The 21166-nt window shown below is 43.6% G+C and carries 25 protein-coding genes; 16 read left to right on the forward strand and 9 right to left on the reverse strand.

All coding sequences use genetic code 11. The annotated features are described in order from the left end of the window. Positions 1 to 9: 9 nt before the first annotated feature. Genes astA through Q7657_RS09885 form a run of 3 tightly spaced genes read left to right on the forward strand, consistent with a single transcriptional unit; the run spans position 10 to position 3338 of the window. Positions 10 to 1026, forward strand: coding sequence for an arginine N-succinyltransferase (astA, locus tag Q7657_RS09875; RefSeq protein WP_107166671.1), 1017 nt, complete (start codon positions 10 to 12; stop codon positions 1024 to 1026). 32 nt (positions 1027 to 1058) lie between these two features. Next, positions 1059 to 2519: a succinylglutamate-semialdehyde dehydrogenase gene (gene astD, locus Q7657_RS09880; RefSeq protein ID WP_107166670.1), complete on the forward strand. Its 1461-nt coding sequence runs from the start codon at positions 1059 to 1061 to the stop codon at positions 2517 to 2519. 30 nt (positions 2520 to 2549) lie between these two features. After that, the gene (locus Q7657_RS09885) at positions 2550 to 3338 is read left to right on the forward strand and encodes a DUF1338 domain-containing protein (protein ID WP_107166669.1); all 789 of its coding nucleotides are present in this window, start codon (positions 2550 to 2552) and stop codon (positions 3336 to 3338) included. 54 nt (positions 3339 to 3392) lie between these two features. On the opposite strand, the gene Q7657_RS09890 is transcribed toward Q7657_RS09885, so the two are convergent. Beyond that, complete coding sequence (locus Q7657_RS09890) at positions 3393 to 3575, reverse strand: hypothetical protein (RefSeq protein ID WP_008988108.1); 183 nt, start codon at positions 3573 to 3575, stop codon at positions 3393 to 3395. 297 nt (positions 3576 to 3872) lie between these two features. Here Q7657_RS09890 and Q7657_RS09895 point away from each other — a divergent pair, with 297 nt between their 5' ends. Beyond that, positions 3873 to 4694 (forward strand): DUF3859 domain-containing protein, encoded by an 822-nt coding sequence (locus Q7657_RS09895; RefSeq protein ID WP_107166668.1) that lies wholly within the window; start codon positions 3873 to 3875, stop codon positions 4692 to 4694. A gap of 59 nt (positions 4695 to 4753) precedes the next feature. Here the strand turns inward: Q7657_RS09895 and crp are convergent, their stop codons facing one another. Next, positions 4754 to 5386: a cAMP-activated global transcriptional regulator CRP gene (gene crp / locus Q7657_RS09900; protein ID WP_008988106.1), complete on the reverse strand. Its 633-nt coding sequence runs from the start codon at positions 5384 to 5386 to the stop codon at positions 4754 to 4756. Positions 5387 to 5776: 390 nt separating this feature from the next. Between crp and Q7657_RS09905 the strand changes: the two genes are divergently transcribed. Beyond that, positions 5777 to 6181: an OsmC family protein gene (locus Q7657_RS09905; protein ID WP_107166667.1), complete on the forward strand. Its 405-nt coding sequence runs from the start codon at positions 5777 to 5779 to the stop codon at positions 6179 to 6181. 66 nt (positions 6182 to 6247) lie between these two features. On the opposite strand, the gene Q7657_RS09910 is transcribed toward Q7657_RS09905, so the two are convergent. The 4 genes from Q7657_RS09910 to Q7657_RS09925 form a co-directional block, all read right to left on the reverse strand. Then, complete coding sequence (locus Q7657_RS09910) at positions 6248 to 7117, reverse strand: phosphoribulokinase (RefSeq protein ID WP_053987512.1); 870 nt, start codon at positions 7115 to 7117, stop codon at positions 6248 to 6250. 179 nt (positions 7118 to 7296) lie between these two features. Further along, positions 7297 to 7512: a YheU family protein gene (locus tag Q7657_RS09915; protein WP_008988103.1), complete on the reverse strand. Its 216-nt coding sequence runs from the start codon at positions 7510 to 7512 to the stop codon at positions 7297 to 7299. A gap of 66 nt (positions 7513 to 7578) precedes the next feature. After that, complete coding sequence (locus tag Q7657_RS09920; protein WP_107166666.1) at positions 7579 to 8598, reverse strand: hydrolase; 1020 nt, start codon at positions 8596 to 8598, stop codon at positions 7579 to 7581. Between the two features lie 14 nt (positions 8599 to 8612). Then, a complete protein-coding gene (locus Q7657_RS09925; protein WP_107166665.1) occupies positions 8613 to 10007 on the reverse strand; it encodes an aminotransferase-like domain-containing protein in 1395 nt (464 codons plus the stop codon). 178 nt (positions 10008 to 10185) lie between these two features. Here Q7657_RS09925 and Q7657_RS09930 point away from each other — a divergent pair, with 178 nt between their 5' ends. After that, positions 10186 to 10785: a LysE family translocator gene (locus Q7657_RS09930; protein WP_107166664.1), complete on the forward strand. Its 600-nt coding sequence runs from the start codon at positions 10186 to 10188 to the stop codon at positions 10783 to 10785. Positions 10786 to 10871: 86 nt separating this feature from the next. Here Q7657_RS09930 and Q7657_RS09935 read toward each other — a convergent pair whose 3' ends face one another. Next, positions 10872 to 12794: an ABC transporter ATP-binding protein gene (locus tag Q7657_RS09935; protein WP_053987515.1), complete on the reverse strand. Its 1923-nt coding sequence runs from the start codon at positions 12792 to 12794 to the stop codon at positions 10872 to 10874. A 230-nt stretch (positions 12795 to 13024) separates the two neighbouring features. On the opposite strand from Q7657_RS09935, the gene kefG reads away from it, so the two are divergent. The 4 genes from kefG (at position 13025) to slyD (ending at position 16303) form a co-directional block, all read left to right on the forward strand. Beyond that, positions 13025 to 13612 (forward strand): glutathione-regulated potassium-efflux system ancillary protein KefG, encoded by a 588-nt coding sequence (gene kefG / locus Q7657_RS09940; protein ID WP_107166663.1) that lies wholly within the window; start codon positions 13025 to 13027, stop codon positions 13610 to 13612. Then, the gene (gene kefB, locus Q7657_RS09945; RefSeq protein ID WP_107166662.1) at positions 13602 to 15407 is read left to right on the forward strand and encodes a glutathione-regulated potassium-efflux system protein KefB; all 1806 of its coding nucleotides are present in this window, start codon (positions 13602 to 13604) and stop codon (positions 15405 to 15407) included. Before kefG ends, kefB begins: the two co-directional genes overlap by 11 nt. Positions 15408 to 15446: 39 nt before the next feature. After that, positions 15447 to 15656: a YheV family putative zinc ribbon protein gene (locus Q7657_RS09950; protein WP_008988096.1), complete on the forward strand. Its 210-nt coding sequence runs from the start codon at positions 15447 to 15449 to the stop codon at positions 15654 to 15656. 83 nt (positions 15657 to 15739) lie between these two features. Continuing rightward, complete coding sequence (gene slyD, locus Q7657_RS09955) at positions 15740 to 16303, forward strand: peptidylprolyl isomerase (RefSeq protein ID WP_008988095.1); 564 nt, start codon at positions 15740 to 15742, stop codon at positions 16301 to 16303. Positions 16304 to 16369: 66 nt separating this feature from the next. Here slyD and Q7657_RS09960 read toward each other — a convergent pair whose 3' ends face one another. Both Q7657_RS09960 and Q7657_RS09965 read right to left on the reverse strand, forming a co-directional pair. Beyond that, positions 16370 to 16591, reverse strand: a complete 222-nt coding sequence (locus Q7657_RS09960; protein ID WP_008988094.1) for a SlyX family protein — start codon at positions 16589 to 16591, stop codon at positions 16370 to 16372. A gap of 8 nt (positions 16592 to 16599) precedes the next feature. Beyond that, positions 16600 to 17577, reverse strand: coding sequence for a WD40 repeat domain-containing protein (locus Q7657_RS09965; protein ID WP_053987519.1), 978 nt, complete (start codon positions 17575 to 17577; stop codon positions 16600 to 16602). A gap of 191 nt (positions 17578 to 17768) precedes the next feature. Between Q7657_RS09965 and fkpA the strand changes: the two genes are divergently transcribed. From fkpA to rpsL, 6 genes are all read left to right on the forward strand, one after another. Next, positions 17769 to 18626, forward strand: a complete 858-nt coding sequence (gene fkpA, locus Q7657_RS09970) for an FKBP-type peptidyl-prolyl cis-trans isomerase (RefSeq protein ID WP_053987520.1) — start codon at positions 17769 to 17771, stop codon at positions 18624 to 18626. Positions 18627 to 18810: 184 nt separating this feature from the next. Next, the gene (locus tag Q7657_RS09975) at positions 18811 to 19533 is read left to right on the forward strand and encodes a helix-turn-helix transcriptional regulator (RefSeq protein ID WP_008988091.1); all 723 of its coding nucleotides are present in this window, start codon (positions 18811 to 18813) and stop codon (positions 19531 to 19533) included. Further along, the gene (gene tusD, locus Q7657_RS09980; RefSeq protein ID WP_107166661.1) at positions 19530 to 19922 is read left to right on the forward strand and encodes a sulfurtransferase complex subunit TusD; all 393 of its coding nucleotides are present in this window, start codon (positions 19530 to 19532) and stop codon (positions 19920 to 19922) included. Before Q7657_RS09975 ends, tusD begins: the two co-directional genes overlap by 4 nt. 10 nt (positions 19923 to 19932) lie before the next feature. After that, a complete protein-coding gene (gene tusC, locus Q7657_RS09985) occupies positions 19933 to 20289 on the forward strand; it encodes a sulfurtransferase complex subunit TusC (protein WP_053987531.1) in 357 nt (118 codons plus the stop codon). A 7-nt stretch (positions 20290 to 20296) separates the two neighbouring features. Further along, positions 20297 to 20590: a sulfurtransferase complex subunit TusB gene (gene tusB, locus Q7657_RS09990; RefSeq protein WP_107166660.1), complete on the forward strand. Its 294-nt coding sequence runs from the start codon at positions 20297 to 20299 to the stop codon at positions 20588 to 20590. Between the two features lie 178 nt (positions 20591 to 20768). Continuing rightward, positions 20769 to 21143, forward strand: coding sequence for a 30S ribosomal protein S12 (gene rpsL, locus Q7657_RS09995; RefSeq protein WP_004399892.1), 375 nt, complete (start codon positions 20769 to 20771; stop codon positions 21141 to 21143). Positions 21144 to 21166: the final 23 nt, after the last annotated feature.

A 21166-nucleotide genomic window follows, 5' to 3' on the forward strand; every position in this document is an offset into this window, starting at 1 on the left:
GGGAATTTGATGCTAGTTATTCGTCCTATTATGGCTCGTGATTATTCTGCGCTGATGCAGTGCGCTGAAGAGTCTGGTCATGGTTTTACCTCACTTCCTGTTAACGAAGAAATGCTCCGTAATCGGATTTCACATTCAGAAAAAAGCTTTGCCAAAGATGTTACTAGTCCTGGTGATGAAGGCTATCTCATGGTGGCGGAAGATACCGAAACGGGTGAGATCGCAGGTACAACAGCTATAGAAGCTGCTATTGGTTTAGATGCGCCTTTCTATAATTATCATTTAAGTACAGTGGTCCATGCTTCACGTCGTTTAGGGGTGCATAACACGGTGCAAATTCTAACGCTGGGTAATCACTATACGGGTGATACTGAGCTCTGTACTCTTTTCTTACGTCCACCTTGGCGTGAAGGGCTAAATGGTCGCTTGTTGTCAAAAGCTCGCTTCTTAATGATGGCTGAGCACCGTCATCGTTTTTCTGATGTAGTGTTTGCAGAAATGCGTGGCGTATCAGATGAAGAGGGTAATTCACCATTTTGGCACTGGCTTAAAAAGAACTTTTTCTCGATTGATTTCATTCACGCCGATTACTTAACGGGCATTGGTGCTAAAGGTTTTATTGCCGATTTGATGCCTAAATTACCTATCTACGTCAACTTACTCAGCGAAGAAGCGCAAGCTGTGATAGGGAAAGTGCATGACAATACGCGCCCTGCGTTACGTTTATTGGAGAATGAAGGTTTCTCATGCCGAGGCTATGTCGATATTTTTGATGCAGGTCCGACAGTGGAATGTGATGTCCGTAATGTTGAGACAGTGCGTCATTCCAAGCGTTATCAAGTCGAAGTAGGCGAGCATGAGAGTGAGCAACAATGCTTAGTGGCTAATACATCATTTAGTGATTTTAGAGCTGTGGCAGCACCGCTAGATATTGATGATAAAGCGCAGCGTGTGGTGTTAAGTCAACAAGTGGCAGATGCATTAGCAGTAACAGACGGTGACTTTGTTCGTTTTATCGAGCAATAACAAATGTATTAATCGATGTGTAGGAGACGAGTATGAGCCAATGGATTGCAGGTCAATGGATAGCAGGTGCTGGTGAAGCCATGTCATCACTTAACCCGTTTACGGATGAAGTCATTTGGCAAGGTAAAGCCGCAACGGATGAGCAAGTTACCGATGCTGTTGATGCTGCACGTCACGCATTACTCCAATGGCGAAATGCGACCTTGGTAGAGCGTCAAGCCGTTGTTGAACAATTTGCAGAGCTCGTAAAAGCTAATAGTGAAACTATCGCCGTAACCATTGCTGAAGAAACTGGAAAGCCGCTATGGGAAACCCGCACTGAAGCGGCGGCAATGGTCGGCAAAGTGGCTATCTCGTTAAGGGCTTATCATGAGCGAACGGGGCAGCGAGAAAAAGATATTTCTGGCACAACAGCGGTAGTGCGTCACAGGCCGCTTGGGGTAATGGCGGTATTTGGTCCTTACAATTTCCCCGGTCATCTACCTAATGGTCATATCGTCCCTGCACTGCTGGCAGGTAATACGGTGGTGTTTAAACCGTCTGAATTAACGCCAAAGACGGCAGAAGTGGTGATGAAACTGTGGCAACAAGCAGGGCTGCCTGATGGGGTAATTAATCTAGTGCAAGGTGGGCGTGCAACAGGAGAAGCTTTAGCATCTTCACCACAAATAGATGGTTTGTTATTTACGGGTAGTGCCAATACTGGGCATTTATTGCATCGTCAATTTGCAGGTCAGCCAGGCAAGATGCTAGCCCTTGAAATGGGTGGTAATAACCCGATGGTCATTTCCAAAGCTTATGGCGATCTTGATGCAACGGTCTACACTATTTTGCAATCAGCCTTTATTAGTGCAGGGCAACGTTGTACTTGTGCTCGACGTCTATACTTACCTCTGGGTAGTAAAGGGGATGCATTGCTGGCAGCGTTAGTTGAAGCAACAAAAGCGATTGTCGTCGATGGACCATTTGCCGAGCCAGCGCCGTTTATGGGGCCGCAGATCTCCCGTCAAGCCGCCGATAATATTGTGCAAACGCAACAGCAATTAGCGTCGCTCGGTGGGGTAATATTGGTTGAAGCCAAGCGTTGTCAAGGGGCGGTGGTAACCCCTGCGATTATCGATGTCACTAAGATCGAAAAATTACCTGACGAAGAATACTTTGGTCCATTATTACAGGTGATCCGCTATCAAGATCTTGCGCAAGCTGTCACGTTGGCGAATAACACCCGCTATGGTTTATCCGCTGGATTAGTTTCTACCGATGATAATGAATGGCAATATTTTATCGATCATATTCGAGCAGGTATTGTTAATCGAAATCGTCAGTTAACGGGAGCCAGTGGTGATGCGCCATTTGGTGGTCCGGGAGCGTCAGGTAATTTACGTCCAAGTGCTTACTATGCAGCGGATTATTGTGCCTATCCAATGGCATCAATGGAAGGTGAATCAACAGTGTTACCTGAGCAATTATCACCGGGTATTCGTTTGAGATAGCTTCATCATTAACTGTAAGGATTGTCTAGCATGGAACAATTATTTACTGAGTTATGGAAAGATTATACCCAGCGTTTATGTCCTTCTGCGTCGAGTGTTAGGCAGTTACTCACAGAAGATGAGCCACTAATCAATGATCATATTGCGTTACGCACCTTTGGTTTACCTAAGTGTGGCCTGGCAAGGTTAGCTGCACCTTTTATTGCGGTAGGCTATAAGCCAAAAGGACGCTACCATTTTAAAGAGAAAAAGCTCTACGCTGAGCATTTTGAGCATCCTGATCCGAATGCGCCTAAGGTTTTCATTAGTGAGTTGCAATTGGGCTTGTGCTCAACAGAATTGCAAACCGAAGTTCGCAAACTGGTTGATCAAGTTGATGATGGCTACTTTGCTGATCCAGCTTTTTTGTATCAAGGTAAACCATGGCAACTGAGTAGTGAGGTGTATCATTTTCTTAATGCAGAAAGTGAATATGCAGGTTGGGTGGCAGCTCACGGTTATGGAGCGAATCACTTCACCATTGATATTAACCAGCTAGAACAATTTGTCGAAATTGCCGAAGTGAATCATTTTCTCGAATGCAGTGGTTTCGCCATTAACCAAGCTGGAGGGGCGGTAAAAGGCAATCCTAAAGTGATGTTAGAGCAATCAGCGACCATGGCAGATAAAGTGTCTGTTACCTTTAGTGATGGTGATATGCAGGTACCTGGTGGCTTCTATGAGTTTGCTAAACGCTACTTACAACCGGATGGGGAGATCTATACCGGTTTTGTTGAGGCTTCAGCAGATAAGATCTTTGAAAGTACCTATAACTCCTAACCACAACGACGTATTAATAAAAAAGCAGCCATTTGGCTGCTTTTTTTGAATCTGTTAATTATCGAGGGGGGATCCCCAAATACCACTGTCTTCAACAGGGCAGCGACGTAAACCTGTTTGCTGCTCTAAGTAACAGCGACGGTCACTAAAGCCTGTCATCTCAATCGTTGTAGGTTGAGGAGCGATAGCGCCAGGTACTGTGGTATAGCTATTCGGGGCAAAACGTTCGATATCCATATTCCATTACCGCGAGAAAAAGAAAGTCCATTAATACGCAGAATGTAGCACTTAATTTAGACAATACAAATTAATTGTTCTCATAAAAGACACAAAGTTTGAATGGGATTGATGAAATATTTATGGCTGCCCTTGCTATTCCTTTTGGGTATTTTATTTTGCGTCTAATTGCCAATTTGTGATCTTATCGGCACGTTAAAAATGTCACATTGCTTTATTATCTAATGTTTTATTTTAGTTAGAAAGTTATCAATAAGTATTTCTTTCTTCAGTGCTTTTTTGTTAGGTGGAAGTAATATGACTCTTAGAAAGAACACAATAATAGGGCTGTTATTATCATTATTGACTGGATGTAGCTCTTTATCTTCAGTGGATAACAATATACCCAAGGTGACGATTTCAGAAGCTGGTGTGATCAGCCAAATTGGGGCTGTTTATACAGTAAAGGCGAGCAATAAATTAGTGATCCCGAAACTTGGGCAATATATCGGGTTTCGTTATGCAGTAGAGATCCCTGATGGTGCCAGTGATGAGCTGAAAGGAAAAACGGCATTTCCTATTACAGCGCGTATGACGCATCCTAAATTGGTCAACCCTGCAACGGAGCAAGCAACGACGGTATCAACATGGTCCGATACCATGTATAAACACGATAAAAACTTGGCGCTTTGGCAGTTTTCAGAACCTTATGAGTTAGTCAGTGGTTCTTGGGTATTTGAATTGCTTTATAAAGATCGCGTTGTTGCTAAGCGTGAGTTTACACTAGCTAATAATGAGCAGTTAAATCAATCTTTTAAAAACACTTTTGAAACTGCATTTATGCTCAATAGTACTCGTTCATGGTTAACTCAAAATGGTGATGCACTGGTTTGTGATAAAGCGAAGTCGAAGCGTTGCTTGCAGTTTAGCTCTACCGAGGAATGTAACCAAACCTTGAGTCGTTACAACAGCATGTGTCAGCAGATAGCACTTAAACAAATGGGGCGTGGTGATGAAATTACCTCTGCGAAAGAAGAGATGAAAAAGTATGTTAGCTACTTTTTTTACTGCATGCATAGTGCCAGAATTAACGAAGCAAAGCTTGATAAAAAACAGGTTCATGCTTGTTTGAAAAGTTAAAAAGACATTAAAAAAGCCGCAACAGTGTGCGGCTTTTTTCATACGATGACAGCGTTAAATTAACGTGTACCGTAAACAACGATAGTCTTACCGTGAGCAGAGATAAGGTTCTGCTCTTCAAGCATCTTCAGAATACGACCTACTGTCTCACGAGAACAGCCAACGATTTGACCGATTTCTTGACGAGTGATCTTGATCTGCATGCCGTCTGGGTGCGTCATTGCATCTGGCTGTTTAGCTAGGTTTAGCAATGTTTGTGCGATACGACCAGTAACGTCTAGGAATGCTAAATCACCTACTTTTTGGCTCGTCACTTGTAGACGACTAGCCATTTGAGCAGATAGACGCATTAGAATGTCAGGGTTAACTTGGATTAACTGACGGAATTTTTTAAACGAAATTTCTGCTACTTCACAAGGAGTCTTAGCGCGAACCCAAGCAGTACGCTCTTGATCTTCTTCGAATAAGCCAAGCTCACCAATAAAGTCACCTTGGTTTAGGTAAGAAAGGATCATTTCCTTACCTTCTTCATCCTTGATTAGTACAGCAACAGAACCCTTCACAATGTAGTACAAAGTTTCCGCTTTCTCACCTGCGTGGATCAGCGTACTTTTTGATGGGTACTTGTGAATATGACAATGGGAAAGAAACCACTCTAAAGTTGGATCTGTTTGCGGTTTACCTGGAACCATATTACTAACTTCCTCTGCATTTGTTGCCCAACAGCATTCATTTTCTCTTCGAGCACCATGCTGGAAAAAAAACTGTCTGCTGACAGGGTATCCATTCAGCCGCTGGGCTGCAAGCTAACTTGAATAAGTTAGAGTGTATCCTTTTTCTACGCCTTTTTCTTGATATTGATCTAGTAGAATCGCTCATTTGATATGGATAACTGTGCACAGGATCACAACGTGGTGAGATAGTTGCTATTAGTGGTATTTGACCACGAATAACAGGTCAGCTTTTGCAAGTAAAAATGAGTCTGTAGCACGAAGAGGACGGGATACCAAAATCGATTTACATTATTAGATTTATCAATAAGACTAGTCGTTATCTTTGGGCATCTAAATAAGGATTAAGCGATGCAATCCCGAGTCAAATGGGTAGAAGATATGACTTTCTTAGGTCAATCAAACTCAGGTCATAGTGTGGTAATGGATGGCAACGGTGGCGATAAAGCCCCAAGTCCAATGGAGCTCGTATTGATGGCTGCTGGTGGCTGTAGTTCAGTCGATGTTGTCAGTGGATTGAAAGCACAAGCGCAAAATATTGTCGGTTGTGAAGTGCAAATTTCAGCCCAGCGCCGAGATCAAGCTCCACGCTTATTTACACAAGCAAATCTGCATTTTGTGGTGTCTGGTTTTGATTTAGATGAATCTGCGGTGGCGAATGTTGTTGCCGATTCATTAGAGAAATATTGTTCGGTATGTTTGATGCTGGGTAAAGGGGTAGAGCTTACGCATTCTTATGAAGTGATCAGCGCTTAAGCCGTTAATATTTGTTTGATTAGAGAAAGGTTGGCATTACGCCAACCTTTTTTATTGGTTTTAATGTTAGCTAATTTTACCTGTATTGATGAGCTGCTCGATCAGCGGTCTCATGATCAGTTCCATCGCAAAACTCATCTTCCCACCAGGGACAACAAGGGTGTTATGACGCGACATAAATGAGCCTTGGATCATTGCAAGTAGGTAAGGGAAGTCGACATTTTTTAAGCCACGAAAACGGATCACCACAAAGCTTTCATCAAGGCTTGGAATACCTTTCGCACTGACAGGGTTTGAGGTATCAACCGTAGGAACACGTTGGAAGTTAATATGAGTGCGTGAGAACTGAGGTGTTAAGTAATTTAAGTAGTCGTCCATCGAGCGAACGATAGACTCCATTACCGCTTCACGTGAATGGCCACGATCGCGGGTATCACGGACGATCTTCTGGATCCACTCAAGGTTAACGATCGGTACCATGCCGATCAGTAAATCAACATGTTGCGCGACGTTAATATCCCCATCAACGACGCCACCATGTAAACCTTCATAGAAAAGTAAATCGGTATTTTCTGCCAGCTTTTGCCATGGCGTAAACGTACCGGGCATTTGGTTATAGGGAACGGCTTCATCAAAGGTGTGAAGATAACGACGAAAACGGCCTGTACCATCTTCACCATATTGCTTGAAAAATTGCTCTAATTGGCCGAAGTCATTAGCTTCTGCACCAAAGTAACTGATATGGCGACCTTGCTCTTTGGCTTTACGAATTTCCGCATCCATTTCTGGGCGGGTAAAGCGGTGAAAGCTATCACCTTCTAGCCATGCAGCATTGATGTTCATCATATTGAACATTTTACGGAAAGCTTCAGAAGTAGTGGTGGTTCCTGCTCCTGATGAACCGGTTACTGCAATGATAGGATGTTTTGCAGACATGACTAACCTTGTCGTTGTTAATTATCGGAAGATAATGAGATGTCAGGGAATAAGGAGATCACCTGATTTACGATAATGTTACTACAAGTTAACAAGGATGTGGGGGTTGAAAAGTGAAACTGCTAACAAAGGCAAGTTTTGAGTCGTAACTCTCGGATCACGACTCAGATCAGGAAAAACTATTGCAATTGGTTGCGTAATTTTATGTCGACAGATTCATGTAATTCAGAAAAGACAATAACGGCTTCACCGGACTTTAATTGGTTGAGAACCACGTTCACTTTACTTTCTAAACTCATCTCTGTTTCACCATAATCTGTTCCTTCACGAAGAACAAATTGCTCGATGAGATTTGTGAGTGTTTCAGGCGCAATATCTTGCCAAGGGATGATCATCCAAAGCCTCGTTTACAGTGTGACATCAGTGTTCTGTATATTATCAAAAATATTATTAGCAGATCATTAGGTTGCCACTTCATGAAGTGTTATCGGCAGTGGTTGCTTTACTTGGGATGTCTTTAACTGCTTGGCAAACCACTGCGGCACTGTGTGTTCGAGCCAAAATTGCGGTTTAAAGAGAGTGCCTCCTACAAAGCCGACATGGCCACCTTTTTCTAATAAGTCATACTCAATATTATTCGGTAATGTCTGCTTGGGGATCACCGCTTCAGTCATAAAAGGATCGTCTTTGGCATGGATGATCCTAAGAGGTGTGGTTATTTTCTCAAGTTGGTTGATCCCACTACAGCGTTGATAGTAATCATTGGCATTAAGAAAACCGTGTAATGGTGCGGTAATAAGATTATCGAACTGCCAGACGGTTTTGATCTCATCTAACGCTTGCTGTGATAAGGGCATCTTATCTGGGTGATGGTCGATACGCTTTGCCATCGTGCGTTTCATCGAGCTTAGTAAATACTGCTGATAAACTTTAGAAAAGCCTTGCTGAATACGCTCAGAGCAAGAAGCTAAGTTCAGTGGCGGAGAGATGGCTTGAGCCGCTACAAGCTCACTCTTATTACCATAGTGAGCAAGGTAGTTAACTAACACATTACCACCTAGGGATACGCCTACCGCGACAAAAGGACGATAGGGAAATTGCTGTCGTAACCAAGTAATGAAAAAGCGCGCATCTTCAATTTCACCTGAATGGTAGCCTCGAGGTTGCTTATTTAACGCTTCACTACAGCCACGAAAATGCATCATTACTGCTAACCAACCTTGCTGTTTCGCTGCATGTAATAAGCCATTGGCGTAAGGACTATGGAAACTACCTTCTAAACCATGAAATAAAATCATTAAAGGCTCGGTGCTGTTGCTTGGCTCAGGTTGCGCTGTCCATGCGAGATCAAGAAAGTCGTCATCTGGTGTGGCGATGCGTTGAGTGATCGGGGTAAATAAAGGTGCTCGACGAACAAACCGTGGTAATAGGGTTTGAATATGTGGGTTTTGAAGCCCAAATGCGGGAGTAAATGAAGACATAATCATCCTTTCTATTACAACGGGAATGGACTTGTCATCGGTGGCTGTCGCAGTAAATCAGCCAAGATTTCAAGTCCAAATATCAGTGTTTGTTGACTTGCTGGTGAGCTTATCGCAAGCCGTACAGCGGGCATAATCGTACCACCTGGTGGGGTAAAGTGCTCTGCAGATTTTACGATGACATTATGTTGTTCTGCTGCGGTAATGAAATCTGTTAGTCGCCAATAGTCGGGCAGTTTAAGCCAAACATGAAAGCTGTATTTTTGGGTAGTAATAGCAAACTCACCAAGATAATGCTGAACAAGATTTTGTCTTTGCTCTATTTCATTACGTATGGTGTCGAGCACTCGATCGGCGTGCCCCTGAGTAATTAACTCACACGCAATTGCCGATAGCAGAGGACTTATCATCAAGCTGTGATTATACAATGCTGCACTTAAGTGGGGGTGCCACTGTTTTGGCGCTTGGATATAACCCAAACGTAGCCCTGGTGCTAAACATTTCGACAAGCCACCAATGTGGATCACTTGCTCAGGTGCAAGGTTGATCAATGGCGGTGGTGACGACAGTGGGAGTAATCCATTGATGTCATCTTCTGCAATTAACACGTTATGCTGTTTGCAAACGCTAATGACGGCTTCACGGCGAGAGAGTGGCATTGTAATGGATGTTGGATTTTGCTGGGTGGGCGTTAAGTAAATTAAACGTGGTTGGTACAACTGACAAGCAGAAGCGAGTGCTCTAGGGCAAACACCGCTTTCATCCATTTCAACACCTTTAACGGTGATCCCATGTTGTTTAGCCAGAGTTAGAAAGCCCGGATAACAGACATGCTCGACTAAAACCGTATCGCCTGCGCGACAGAAAGTGCTGAGTAACAGCTCTGCGGCATGTTGAGCGCCTGAGGTGAAATACATTAGCTCGGGTGAGACAGCAATACCTTGTTGGTTAAGCCACTGGCATACGATCTTGCGGTGTTTCTCAATACCTTCAGGGGGCTGATATAGCATCATCTCGTTGAGCTCGGCAGGTTTAGCACTGATATTTGTCATCGCTTGACTAAGCATGTCACTGCGATCAAACCGAGGTGGAATGTTATAGCCAAAGTTACACTCGCTCGGTGCAACTTCTTCAATTTGATAAACCCAACTATTGGATTGGCGGCTATCACAGACATAAGTCCCTGCGCCAATTCTTGCTTCAACCAAATGACGTCGCTCAGCTTCAGCATAGGCTCGTGTTACTGTACCAACCGTCACTTGCAATTGTTCTGCAAGGGCTCGATGAGTGGGTAATTTACTTCCTACACCGATCTCACCTTGTTCAATCGCTGCGGCAATGTTGTCAGCGATTTGGCGATAAAGTGGGGTTTTATTCTCGCTTGAAAGCGTCATGTTTAAGATTGTCATGGTGACAATAAATCCTTTGATCTTAATAACTTCCCTTGTTAGGTTAAATTGTGCGCACAAATTAACCGTATTTCCAGATGTTTTTATCGTTGTCGCTAAATTTAAATAATTGTATCGATACAATTTGGTGTGAGAGGGATCTGGAGCATGTATAACTCGTGTTGATAAAGGATACAGCGTGGAAGGAACAACTATTCTCTCTTTGATTTTATTTGCCGTACTGATGACAGGAACACCAGGGCCAAACAATATGATGGTCACGGCATCTGGGGCTAACTTTGGCTATTGGCGAAGTGTGCCGCATTTACTGGGAATTAGTTTGGGTATGGCGAGTCTGCTAACGGTTATTGCCGCAGGGCTTGGGGTGATATTTGAACGTTACCCCATGATGCACGATGTGTTGAAAGTGATAGGTTGTAGCTATCTGCTATATCTGGCATGGAAAATAGCGACGGCAGTGGCTGTAACAGATACGCAGTTTCAACCTGATACGAACCCGATGGGGATCCTTGCGGCGGCGTTATTTCAATACGTAAACCCTAAAGCGTGGATGATGGCGGCTACTGCGATCAGTACCTTTGCTGTCAATGGAGAGCAATATTGGTCATCAGTATTGATGATTGTGGCTGTGTTTGTAGTAGTGAGCTTTTTCTGTGTTTCATTGTGGGCAATCATGGGAGTGGTGATCCGCCGTTGGTTAACGTCAGTCAAACGAACCGTTAGGTTTAATCAGGTGATGGGGGGATTAACCGCTGCTTGTGTCACCATGATTTGGTAGTGATTGTGATTTCAACTGTCGTATTCATCCGTTAGAAATAAAAACGCCAACGAGCAGATCGTTGGCGTTGATTGTTTTGGTGAGATTTATTCGGCGTTAAATTCGCTTTCCATCTCTTCAAGTTGCTCTTGCAGCTCCATCCAAGCGACTTCCACTTCTTCAAGATCGGATTTCGCATCGCCTTGCAGTTTGAGTTGCTCGTTCATACGGGCTTTGTTTTCTGCTTCGTAAATGCTGCTATCACTTAATGCTGTTTCTGCATCGGCAATAATGCTGTTGAGCTTGTCCATTTGCTTTTCAAGCTTAGTGATCTCTTTACGAATAGGCGCAGTTTGTTTACGAAACTCTGCTTCTAAACGTTTTTGCTCTTTACGAGAGGCTGCGCTGTTGTCTTTATTGGTTTCTGGCTTAGCTGCTTGTTGATCACGACGCTCATTACGCTGTTGCTCAGTTAGCCACTTATGGTAGTCATTTAAATCACCATCAAAGGGTACAACTTGGCGATCGTGAACCAGATATAAATCATCCGTTGTCGCACGCAGTAGATAACGGTCGTGACTGACGATAACCATAGCACCTTCATAAGATTGCAGCGCAAGGGTTAATGCTTGGCGCATATCTAAATCAAGGTGGTTGGTTGGCTCATCGAGTAGCAAGAGGTTAGGGCGTTGCCATACAATCAGCGCTAACACTAAACGGGCTTTTTCACCGCCAGAGAACGGACCGACTTTCTCTAATGCTTTATCACCGTTAAAGCCAAAACTACCTAAGTAATCTCGCAGTTGTTGCTCAGTCGCTTGTGGCGCAATACGTGCCATGTGTTGTACTGGAGTATCATCAAGGTAGAGTGTTTCTAATTGGTGCTGAGCAAAGTAACCAATCTTCACTCCTTGCGAGTACGCCATATCACCAGCTTTTGCTGGCAGTTCACCAGCTAGCATTTTGATCAGCGTCGACTTACCTGCACCGTTTCGACCGAGTAGACCAATACGGCTACCTGGTACGAGGTTTAGACGAATTTTCTCTAAGATCAGTAAATCGTCATAACCTGCCGCCACTTGATCCATCATTAAAATAGGATTGGGCAGGGCGCTTGGTTCACGAAACTCAAAGCTAAATGGGTTATCAAACTGTGCTGGTAGCACTTTTTCCATACGTTCAAGGGCTTTAATACGGCTTTGTGCTTGGCGTGCTTTACTGGCTTTGTAACGGAAACGCTCAATGTATGACTGCATGTGAGCCATTTGCTTTTGCTGTTTCTGGAACATAGCTTGTTGCAAGATCAGTTTTTCTGAACGCTGCACTTCAAACGATGAGTAGTTACCTGTGTAACTGTGCATGGTTTGGTTTTCGATGTGAATGATGCGGTTAACCACAGGATCGAGGAAGTCACGGTCATGAGAGATCAGCACCAGTGTGCCACGGTAGCTTTGGAGCCATTTTTCTAGCCACATTACCGCATCTAAATCTAAGTGGTTGGTTGGCTCATCGAGTAGCAATAGATCAGAGCGGCATAATAAAGCTTGCGCCAAGTTTAAGCGCATACGCCAACCACCCGAGAACTGGGTAAGATTCCAATGCATTTGGTGTTGTGAGAAGCCTAAACCGTCAAGCAATTCTGCAGCACGGGCATTAATGCTGTAACCACCGATAGCATCGAGTTTGCCGTGCAGCTCGGCCACTAATGTACCGTTGTCTGCCGCTTCTGCTGCTTGTAGTTGACGTTCAAGCTCACGGTATTCACGATCGCCATCAATCACATATTCAATGGCAGCACGCTCAAGCGCTGGGGTTTCCTGAGCCACCCACGCCATTTCCCAGTTATTCGGGAATTGGCAGTTACCTGCATCTAAGCTGAGTTCATTTTTCAGTAAAGCGAACAGGGTGGATTTACCACAACCATTTTTACCGACAAGACCGACTTTGTCGCCAGGGTGAATTGTTGAAGTGGCGTTTTCGAGTAAAACTTTACCGCCACGAAGAAGTTGCATATCTGAAAAGACAATCATCAATATTGCCGGGGTCGTGCCCGCTCCACAAAATAAACTGGACTTATGAGCGGAAGTCTAACTCAAACCGTAGAGACTGGCTAACTTCTCTCATGCCGATAAAGGGAAGTCATTGAAGGATAAATGCTAACTAAAAGATCATGTTTGTTAACAATTAGGTATGATGGAATAATATCGAGAGAAGTATTACTTGTTGAACATGATGAATGTTAACTATGTCAAAGGATGTTATGACACGACAAAACTTGCCTTCAGTCCTGATTATTTTTGCTCATCCAGATCCGGATGAGTCCATCGCTAATCGCACCATGTTGCAAGACATCGAGCTATTAGGGAACGTGACTGTGCATGATTTATATGCCACTTACCCCGATTTCTTTATTGATGTTGTTGCTGAGCATGAATTGATCGCCAGCCATGATGTGATTGTTTTCCAGCATCCCATCTATATGTATTCCTGCCCGTCGCTATTAAAAGAGTGGTTTGATCGCGTTCTGAGTAAAGGCTTTGCTCATGGTGATGGTAATGAAACCGCTGGCAAGTATTGGCGGACTGTTGTCACCACAGGTGGTGGCGCAGAGGCTTATAGTCCTGATGGTTACAACCGTTATGGCATTGATACGATATTAAGGCCGTTTGAGATATGCGCTGATCTTTGCCAGATGCATTGGTTGCCACCGTTAGTTTTACACTGGGCAAGAAAAGTTTCAGCAGAAGAGCTAAAACAACATGCTCGTGCGTATCAATCATGGTTAGCGAATCCCCTTATTATTGAGCCTCGATTAGATCGAAAGAAAGGAGGACATCATGACCAATGATTTTTTAGTGCTAAGTGTGGTCTTTCTTTCTGCTGCCATTATTGCTGTGCCGTTAGCGCAAAAACTCGGATTAGGCTCTGTTTTGGGGTATCTGATCGCCGGGATCATTATTGGCCCTTGGGGGCTCGCTTTAATTTCCGACGTTGATGCCATTTTGCATTTCTCAGAATTTGGTGTGGTGCTATTACTGTTTTTAATTGGTTTAGAGCTAAACCCCAAAAAGCTATGGCAGATGCGAAAGCCCATTCTCGGTTTAGGTGGCAGCCAAGTGGTGATCACCAGCATTGTGATTGCAGGTATTGTCATGAGCTTTGCTGGATTATTGCCGACGATCACGTGGCGAGATGCGGCTGTTATCGGTATGGGGTTAGCACTATCTTCTACTGCAATTGCACTGCGAGTAATTGAAGAGCAACAATTATCGGGCAGTGATACGGGTCAATCAGGGTTTGCCGTCTTATTGTTTCAAGATATCGCGGTGATCCCAATGTTGGCGTTATTGCCAGCGCTCGCTGGTGGTGAAGGTGGTAGTTGGAATGATGTCGTATGGATGCTAGGCGGCATTGCATTGCTATTAGTAGGTGGACATTTCTTACTGCGCCCACTGTTTCGCTATGTGGTAATGAGTGGCGTACGTGAACTATTTAATGTCGCCGCTCTTTTGCTGGTGTTAGGTATTGCACTGATTATGCAAGCGTTCGGACTCTCAATGGCATTAGGGGCATTCTTAGCCGGGGTGTTATTGGCTGAGAGTGAATACCGCCACGAACTAGAAATAGCGATTGAGCCATTTAAAGGTCTATTACTGGGCTTGTTCTTTATTTCTGTAGGGATGGTTGTAAATCTTGGTTTGCTATGGCAATACCCATTGCAAATTCTTGCGGCAGTGCTTGCGTTAGTGGCAGTGAAAGGAGGCGTATTATACCTACTGGCTCGTATTTTCGGTGTTCGCGCAAAATCGCGTAGTCAAATGGCCGCGATATTAAGTCAAGGTGGTGAATTTGCGTTTGTATTGTTTACCGCTGCACGTACTGAAGGGCTATTAGATGCTCAGCTGCTTGCGTTCTTGCTAGTGGTGGTGAGTTTGTCGATGATGACAACACCGCTCGTATTAACGCTACAAAACCGTTGGTATATTCGTGGTTTCCAAGCTGAAGTCGAGCCAGAGCCTGAAACCGATGTGGTTGATCGCTCTCCTCGGGTCATTATTACGGGATTTGGTCGTTTTGGTCAGGTGATCGGGCGATTACTGTTCTCTAATAAAATCAAAGTGACGGTGCTAGAACGAGATCCGAGCCAAATTCAGTTTCTACGTAAGTTTGGTTATAAAGTGTTTTATGGCGATGCTACTCAACTTGATCTGTTACGTTCGGCAGGCGCTGATAAAGCAGAAGCTATTATTATATGTACCGATGCACCCACTGAAGTGATGGAAGTGGTCGCGCTTTGTCAGCAGCATTTCCCACACTTAAAAATCTTAGCCAGAGCGAGAAGTCGAGTAGAAGCACATCAACTACTAAGCCAAGGCGTTGAGTGTTTTTCCCGTGAAACTTTCGCTGGTGCTCTTGATTTAGGCCGACAAGCCCTCATATCACTGGGTATGCATCCGTATAAAGCAAAACGTGCTGAAGCGCACTTTCGCAAAATAGATACACAAGCATTACGCGATTTATTGCCGCAGCATAGCGAAGAAGTCAACTTAGCTTCACGGCAAAAAGAAGCGCGTAAAGAGTTAGAAGAAATCTTCGACCGAGAAATGCGTGGCGAACAAGAACGTCACCATGGTTGGGATTAACATCGCTTGATGCAAGTATCTGATCAAGGATAGAACCGGATGATAAAAAAACGATTTATAGCGGGTGCCAAGTGCCCGAGCTGCCAAGCCATCGATACCTTACGCTGGTGGCAGCAAGATGATGTTGAACATGTTGAGTGCGTTGCGTGTGATCATAGTGATACCCGAGCACCACAATCTGTAAACGAAAGTGAACAGCTTTCTTCAACGACCAAACAACAAGTGATAGGTGTTTTTAAACCTGACTAAATGCGATATTGGCATCATAGCCATATTATCCTGTATGATGTCGCTCAAAACTTATCACCCCAAGCTCAAATTTTGGAGTAAACATGAAAGTCGCTAAAGACACAGTAGTAAGCCTTGCTTACCAAGTGAAAACTGAAGATGGTGTAGTTGTAGATCAATCAACAGTTGAAGCTCCACTTGATTACCTTCACGGTCATAACAACCTAATTCCTGGCCTTGAAAAAGCGCTTGAAGGCCATGTAGCTGGCGACAAGTTCGAAGTTACTGTTGCTCCTGCTGAAGCTTACGGTGAGCACATGGAAGAAATGGTTCAACGTGTTCCTGCAAACGTATTCCAAGGCGTTGACGAGATCACTGTTGGCATGCGTTTCTTAGCAGATACTGACCAAGGTCCAATCCCAGTAGAAGTAACAGAAGTTGATGGTGATTTCGTTGTTGTTGACGGTAACCACATGCTTGCTGGTCAAACGCTAGGTTTTGACGTGGAAGTTGTTGCTGTACGTGCTGCAACTGAAGAAGAAATCGCTCACGGTCACCTACACCAAGGTGGCGGCTGTTGTGGCGGCGAAGGCGGTTGTGGCGATCACGACCACGGTGACGAAGGTTGCTGCGGTGGTGAAGAGAAGGGCGGTTGCTGCTCTCACTAATATCGCTTAACGATATAAGAAAAAAGGAAGCTAAGGCTTCCTTTTTTTGTTTTCGATATATGTAGATTAGTAATGTGGCGGTGGTGTTTCTTCGGATTCTGTTGCCATATTGGATGTTTGCATCCCTTTGACTTTACCCACTAAAAATCGCAATTGAACTTCCATTTTATCAATCATGAACTGCTGTTTAGTGAGCGCTTCATTAAGATCATCAATAGTTTGCTCTTGGAACGCTTGTTTCATCTCAAGCTCATCAATACGGTGTTGTAATTGTTCAATCTCAGTCATGGTCGTTTTCAATTGGTTGACCAGGCTTGGGCAAATCCGGAAGACGAGCCAGATATCACCTCACCTGTTGGGCTAATAGCCACATCATACACTACCGCAGTAGCAGGTCGAGCATCTTGCAGGCGTTCTGCTTTCCAACTACCAAGGTTTTCTCCTGTTTGCGTTTGCCATAGCTCAACTCTACGCGCTGGAGTCCCCGTCGCCACCATTTCGCCATTATCAGAAAAACGCGCACTTGAAAGGTTCTGCTGACGCAAGCTGATGTCTAATTCTGAAACTTTTTTGCCGTTGGTTAAATCCCAGATAAAAACTTCATTTGTCCCATCTGCTGTTAGGGCAAATTTGCCATCACGCTGTAAGGCAACACGAGTAATTCGGCTTTGATGAGGAAAGTGGTACAAGATTTGCCCTGAACGTGTATCCCATAAATAAGCATTATGATCGTTACCGCCTGAAAGTGCATAGTGACCATTTGGGGATAACGCAACGCTGTTTACTTTCTCGTGGTGGGCGAGAAACTCAAGTCTGCGTCCTGTGCTAATATTGATAAACAAGGCCTTACCATTACTTAGCGCTAATAAAACGTCGTCGCCATTATTAGCAATAGCGACGTCTCTAATGGTACCGTCAGAAATAGACCACAACCCTTGCGCTTGTGACCAACCAAGATCCCAAGTCGCAAAGTTTTGTGCAGTTGCCGTAATGGCAAAGCGTTTATTGTCTGATATTTGGCTAGTTATCACAGTATTGTGATGTTGATCTTGAGAACCGAAATCCGCTAACTTTTTGTTTTGCTGTAAGTCCCATAGCACGATACCTTGTTCGATTGCGCTAACAAGTGCAAAACGACCGTCGCGGCTAAGGCTGAAACTGGTACTGCCTTGCGGGGCTAATTGCCAACGTTGGACTTCGGAACCGGAAAAAAAGCAGCCGCTTAGGGTCAAAGTAAATAAAAACAAACTAAATGAAAAAATAGTTTTATACATTAAGCTGCGGTTCCGCTTGCATAGGGTAACTAGTAGAGTAAATTAGTCCGATTAAATAACTGAACTGACAAATCTTTTACAGTTACTTAATCAGATGCTAGTAGTATATTGATATAACTTTATTTTCATACTCATACTAAAAAGTACAGTTAAAAAATGAGGCATTGCCTCAATGACTGATGGAGAAATACATGAAACCTGTTCTAAAGATGTCTGTATTGGCAGCAACAATTTTTCTAGCTGTTGGTTGTCAGGATGATAATAAAGCAGACACTAACAAGCCTGCAGAACCTGCGAAAGTAGAGCAGGTTGCTGCTAAAGCTCCAGCTGCTGAAGATGCAAAAGTTGAATTCAAAACTGAAGATCAGAAAGCAGCATACGCAATCGGTGCGTCACTTGCTCAATACCTATCAGCTAACCTTGATCAACAAAAAGAGCTTGGCTTAGATCTAAACCGTCAAGACGTACTTCAAGGTGTTGAAGATGTATTTGCAGGTAAGAGCCGTCTAACACCTGAGCAAACTCAGCAAGCACTTCAAGAGCTAGATCAACGTGTTGCGAAGATCGTTGAAGAGAAAGCAAAAGAAGAAGCGGCTAAAAATGTAAAAGCAGGTGAAGAGTTCCGTGCTAAATTTGCGAAAGAAGCAGGTGTAGTAACGACGAAATCTGGCCTAATGTACAAGATTGAAAAAGAAGGTACAGGTCCTAAGCCAACGGCAACTGACACAGTTGAAGTACACTACAAGGGTATGCTAACTGACGGTACAGTATTTGATAGCTCATACCAACGTAACCAACCAGCAACTTTCCCACTAAATCAAGTGATCCCTGGTTGGACTGAAGGTGTTCAGCTAATGCCTGTTGGTTCTAAGTTTGAATTTGTTATTCCGCCACAACTAGCTTACGGCGCACAGGCGAATCCAAGCATTCCTGCTAACTCAACACTAGTATTTGAAGTTGAGCTACTAGGTATTAAAGGTGACAAGACTGCAAAACCTGCAGCGGCACCAGCTGAAAAGCCAGCAGCGGCTGAGACAAAAACGCAATAATTGAGCATTATTTGCCAATAAAAACGTTGATAAATACCAAGACCCGACATATGTCGGGTCTTTTCTTTTTAATTATCTGATAAACTTACTAGCAATATTTTAATTTTTATTGATTCTATTTAATACTTATGCTGGATGCATAAATTGTATAAATAGTCTTGATTGCAGCATGGAAGATTGAATAGTGGTTTCTACTGATAACTTTGGTTCAGAGGTGATGGTCGACAGTGATATCGTCGATAGCCGAATCTTCTCTGAGCATGATTATATTATTCTTCGTTCTTACGAAGCTGTCGTTGATGGTTTAGCTGCACTGATTGGTCCGTTTTGTGAAATCGTGCTGCACTCATTAGCCGATCTCAACACTTCAGCAATTAAAATCGCTAATGGTGAGAATACAGGTCGTAAAGTTGGCTCGCCAATTACTGATCTTGCATTGCGCATGTTACGTGATATTGAAGGCTCTGAACGCAACTTCTCTCGCGCTTATTTTACCCGTGCTAAAGGTGGTGATTTAATGAAATCGATCACCATTGCAATCCGAAACGGTGACAACAACATCATTGGTCTATTGTGCATTAACGTTAACTTAGATGCGCCATTTTCACAGATCCTACAATCGTTTATGCCAACAGATGAAGCTAAACAAGCGGCATCTAGCGTTAACTTTGCTAGTGACGTTGATGAACTTGTTGATCAAACTGTTGAGCGTACTATCGAAGAGATTAATGCCGATAAGAACGTATCGAACAACGCTAAGAACCGTCAAATTGTGATGGAGCTGTTTGATAAAGGCATCTTCGATATTAAAGATGCCATCAACCGTGTTGCAGATCGTTTAAATATTTCAAAGCACACTGTGTACTTGTATATCCGTCAGCGTAAAACAGAGGACGGTGAGAAGTGAGTTTAACTTACGCTATCGTGGTAAATGGCCCTGTTTATGGTAGTCAAACGTCGCGTTCTGCATACCAATTTGCACAAGCGCTGATAGAGGAAGGGCACAAACTGCAACGTGTTTTCTTCTATCAAGATGGTGTGCAAAATGGTTCAGCGTTAACAGCACCAGCTTCAGATGAATTTGACTTAGTTGCAGCATGGCAGCAATTGGGTAAAGCGCATCAAGTTGAATTACAAACGTGTGTTGCAGCAGCACTTCGTCGTGGCATTGTTGGTGAGCAAGAAGCAGAGCAAAATCAATTGGGTTCAGCAAACCTTGCTGAAGGATTTGAGCAAGCCGGTCTCGGTGGGTTAGCAGAAGTAATGTTAACCGCCGATCGTGTTATTCAATTTTAGTGGTAATGCTATGAATTCACTTGGATTTGTTTTTAGAACGTCACCGCATGGAAGTAACAGTGGGCGAGAAGGGCTAGATGCTGTATTGGCAAGCTCGGCTTATACTGAAGAACTAGAGCTGTTTTTTATTGATGATGGTGTGTTTCAGTTACTGAAACAGCAACAGCCACAAGCGATCTTAAGCCGTGATTATATCGCGACCTTTAAAATGCTTGAGCTTTACGACATTGAGAACGTGTATGTTAGCGCTGAATCACTTGAAGCCCGTGGTTTAACCGTTGATGATTTGCTGATAGATGTTACTGCATTAGAAAAACAAGCACTTGTAGAAAAAATGCATCAATGTCGTCAACTTCTTACCTTTTGAGGTCGTCATGCTTCATACCGTTACTCGTTCACCGTTTCAAAGTCATTCTTTAACGCAATGTCTCGCATGTGTAACTGCGGGCGATGAAATATTGCTGTTAGAAGATGCAGTTGTCGCAGGATTGGTAAAAAATAAAGATTTAGCGGCAATAAAAAACACCGGAATAAAAATTTATTTATTAGAAGCTGATGTCATTGCGCGAGGCTTGCAAGATAAGTGTGATAAAGATCTTAATCTTATTGATTATAAAGGCTTTGTTGCACTAACTGTTAAGCACGATAAGCATATGAAATGGGCTTAATTTACTAAGACACCCACCCTAAAAGCGGCAAAAAAGCGATTGTTTAAGAAATGATCACTTGATTGATCGTTGGTTAGATCTTGACACCTTTGGGTGCGATGCCTAAAATTTCGCGTCCTCCTGTTGTTGGGAGGCAGATTTTTCACCATTTACGAAAGTAATATTCAGGAGCTATTTAATGGCAACTATTAACCAGTTGGTACGTAAGCCACGTGCTAAGCAAGTTGTAAAAAGCAACGTGCCTGCACTAGAAGCGTGCCCACAAAAGCGTGGTGTATGTACTCGCGTATATACTACTACTCCTAAGAAACCAAACTCAGCACTACGTAAAGTATGTCGTGTTCGTTTAACTAACGGTTTCGAAGTAACTTCATACATCGGCGGTGAAGGCCACAACCTTCAAGAGCACTCAGTTGTTCTTATCCGTGGTGGTCGTGTTAAAGACCTTCCAGGTGTACGTTACCACACAGTTCGCGGCGCACTAGACTGTGCTGGCGTAAATGACCGTAAACAAGGTCGTTCTAAGTACGGTGTGAAGCGTCCTAAGTCTTAATGGATTCCGTTAAGTAAGGCCAA

The sequence above is a fragment of the Candidatus Photobacterium acropomis genome (genome assembly GCF_030685555.1).
Classification (GTDB): domain Bacteria; phylum Pseudomonadota; class Gammaproteobacteria; order Enterobacterales; family Vibrionaceae; genus Photobacterium; species Photobacterium lucens.

Excerpts from the sequence above, each read along its gene's own strand:
- astA (WP_107166671.1), top strand. The coding sequence starts at position 10 with ATGCTAGTTATTCGTCCTATTATGGCTCGTGATTATTCTGCGCTGATG.
- astD (WP_107166670.1), top strand. The coding sequence starts at position 1,059 with ATGAGCCAATGGATTGCAGGTCAATGGATAGCAGGTGCTGGTGAAGCC.
- Q7657_RS09885 (WP_107166669.1), top strand. The coding sequence starts at position 2,550 with ATGGAACAATTATTTACTGAGTTATGGAAAGATTATACCCAGCGTTTA.
- Q7657_RS09890 (WP_008988108.1), bottom strand. The coding sequence starts at position 3,575 with ATGGATATCGAACGTTTTGCCCCGAATAGCTATACCACAGTACCTGGC.
- Q7657_RS09895 (WP_107166668.1), top strand. The coding sequence starts at position 3,873 with ATGACTCTTAGAAAGAACACAATAATAGGGCTGTTATTATCATTATTG.
- crp (WP_008988106.1), bottom strand. The coding sequence starts at position 5,386 with ATGGTTCCAGGTAAACCGCAAACAGATCCAACTTTAGAGTGGTTTCTT.
- Q7657_RS09905 (WP_107166667.1), top strand. The coding sequence starts at position 5,777 with ATGCAATCCCGAGTCAAATGGGTAGAAGATATGACTTTCTTAGGTCAA.
- Q7657_RS09910 (WP_053987512.1), bottom strand. The coding sequence starts at position 7,117 with ATGTCTGCAAAACATCCTATCATTGCAGTAACCGGTTCATCAGGAGCA.
- Q7657_RS09915 (WP_008988103.1), bottom strand. The coding sequence starts at position 7,512 with ATGATCATCCCTTGGCAAGATATTGCGCCTGAAACACTCACAAATCTC.
- Q7657_RS09920 (WP_107166666.1), bottom strand. The coding sequence starts at position 8,598 with ATGTCTTCATTTACTCCCGCATTTGGGCTTCAAAACCCACATATTCAA.
- Q7657_RS09925 (WP_107166665.1), bottom strand. The coding sequence starts at position 10,007 with ATGACAATCTTAAACATGACGCTTTCAAGCGAGAATAAAACCCCACTT.
- Q7657_RS09935 (WP_053987515.1), bottom strand. The coding sequence starts at position 12,794 with ATGATTGTCTTTTCAGATATGCAACTTCTTCGTGGCGGTAAAGTTTTA.
- kefG (WP_107166663.1), top strand. The coding sequence starts at position 13,025 with ATGACACGACAAAACTTGCCTTCAGTCCTGATTATTTTTGCTCATCCA.
- kefB (WP_107166662.1), top strand. The coding sequence starts at position 13,602 with ATGACCAATGATTTTTTAGTGCTAAGTGTGGTCTTTCTTTCTGCTGCC.
- Q7657_RS09950 (WP_008988096.1), top strand. The coding sequence starts at position 15,447 with ATGATAAAAAAACGATTTATAGCGGGTGCCAAGTGCCCGAGCTGCCAA.
- slyD (WP_008988095.1), top strand. The coding sequence starts at position 15,740 with ATGAAAGTCGCTAAAGACACAGTAGTAAGCCTTGCTTACCAAGTGAAA.
- Q7657_RS09960 (WP_008988094.1), bottom strand. The coding sequence starts at position 16,591 with ATGACTGAGATTGAACAATTACAACACCGTATTGATGAGCTTGAGATG.
- Q7657_RS09965 (WP_053987519.1), bottom strand. The coding sequence starts at position 17,577 with ATGTATAAAACTATTTTTTCATTTAGTTTGTTTTTATTTACTTTGACC.
- fkpA (WP_053987520.1), top strand. The coding sequence starts at position 17,769 with ATGAAACCTGTTCTAAAGATGTCTGTATTGGCAGCAACAATTTTTCTA.
- tusC (WP_053987531.1), top strand. The coding sequence starts at position 19,933 with ATGAATTCACTTGGATTTGTTTTTAGAACGTCACCGCATGGAAGTAAC.
- tusB (WP_107166660.1), top strand. The coding sequence starts at position 20,297 with ATGCTTCATACCGTTACTCGTTCACCGTTTCAAAGTCATTCTTTAACG.
- rpsL (WP_004399892.1), top strand. The coding sequence starts at position 20,769 with ATGGCAACTATTAACCAGTTGGTACGTAAGCCACGTGCTAAGCAAGTT.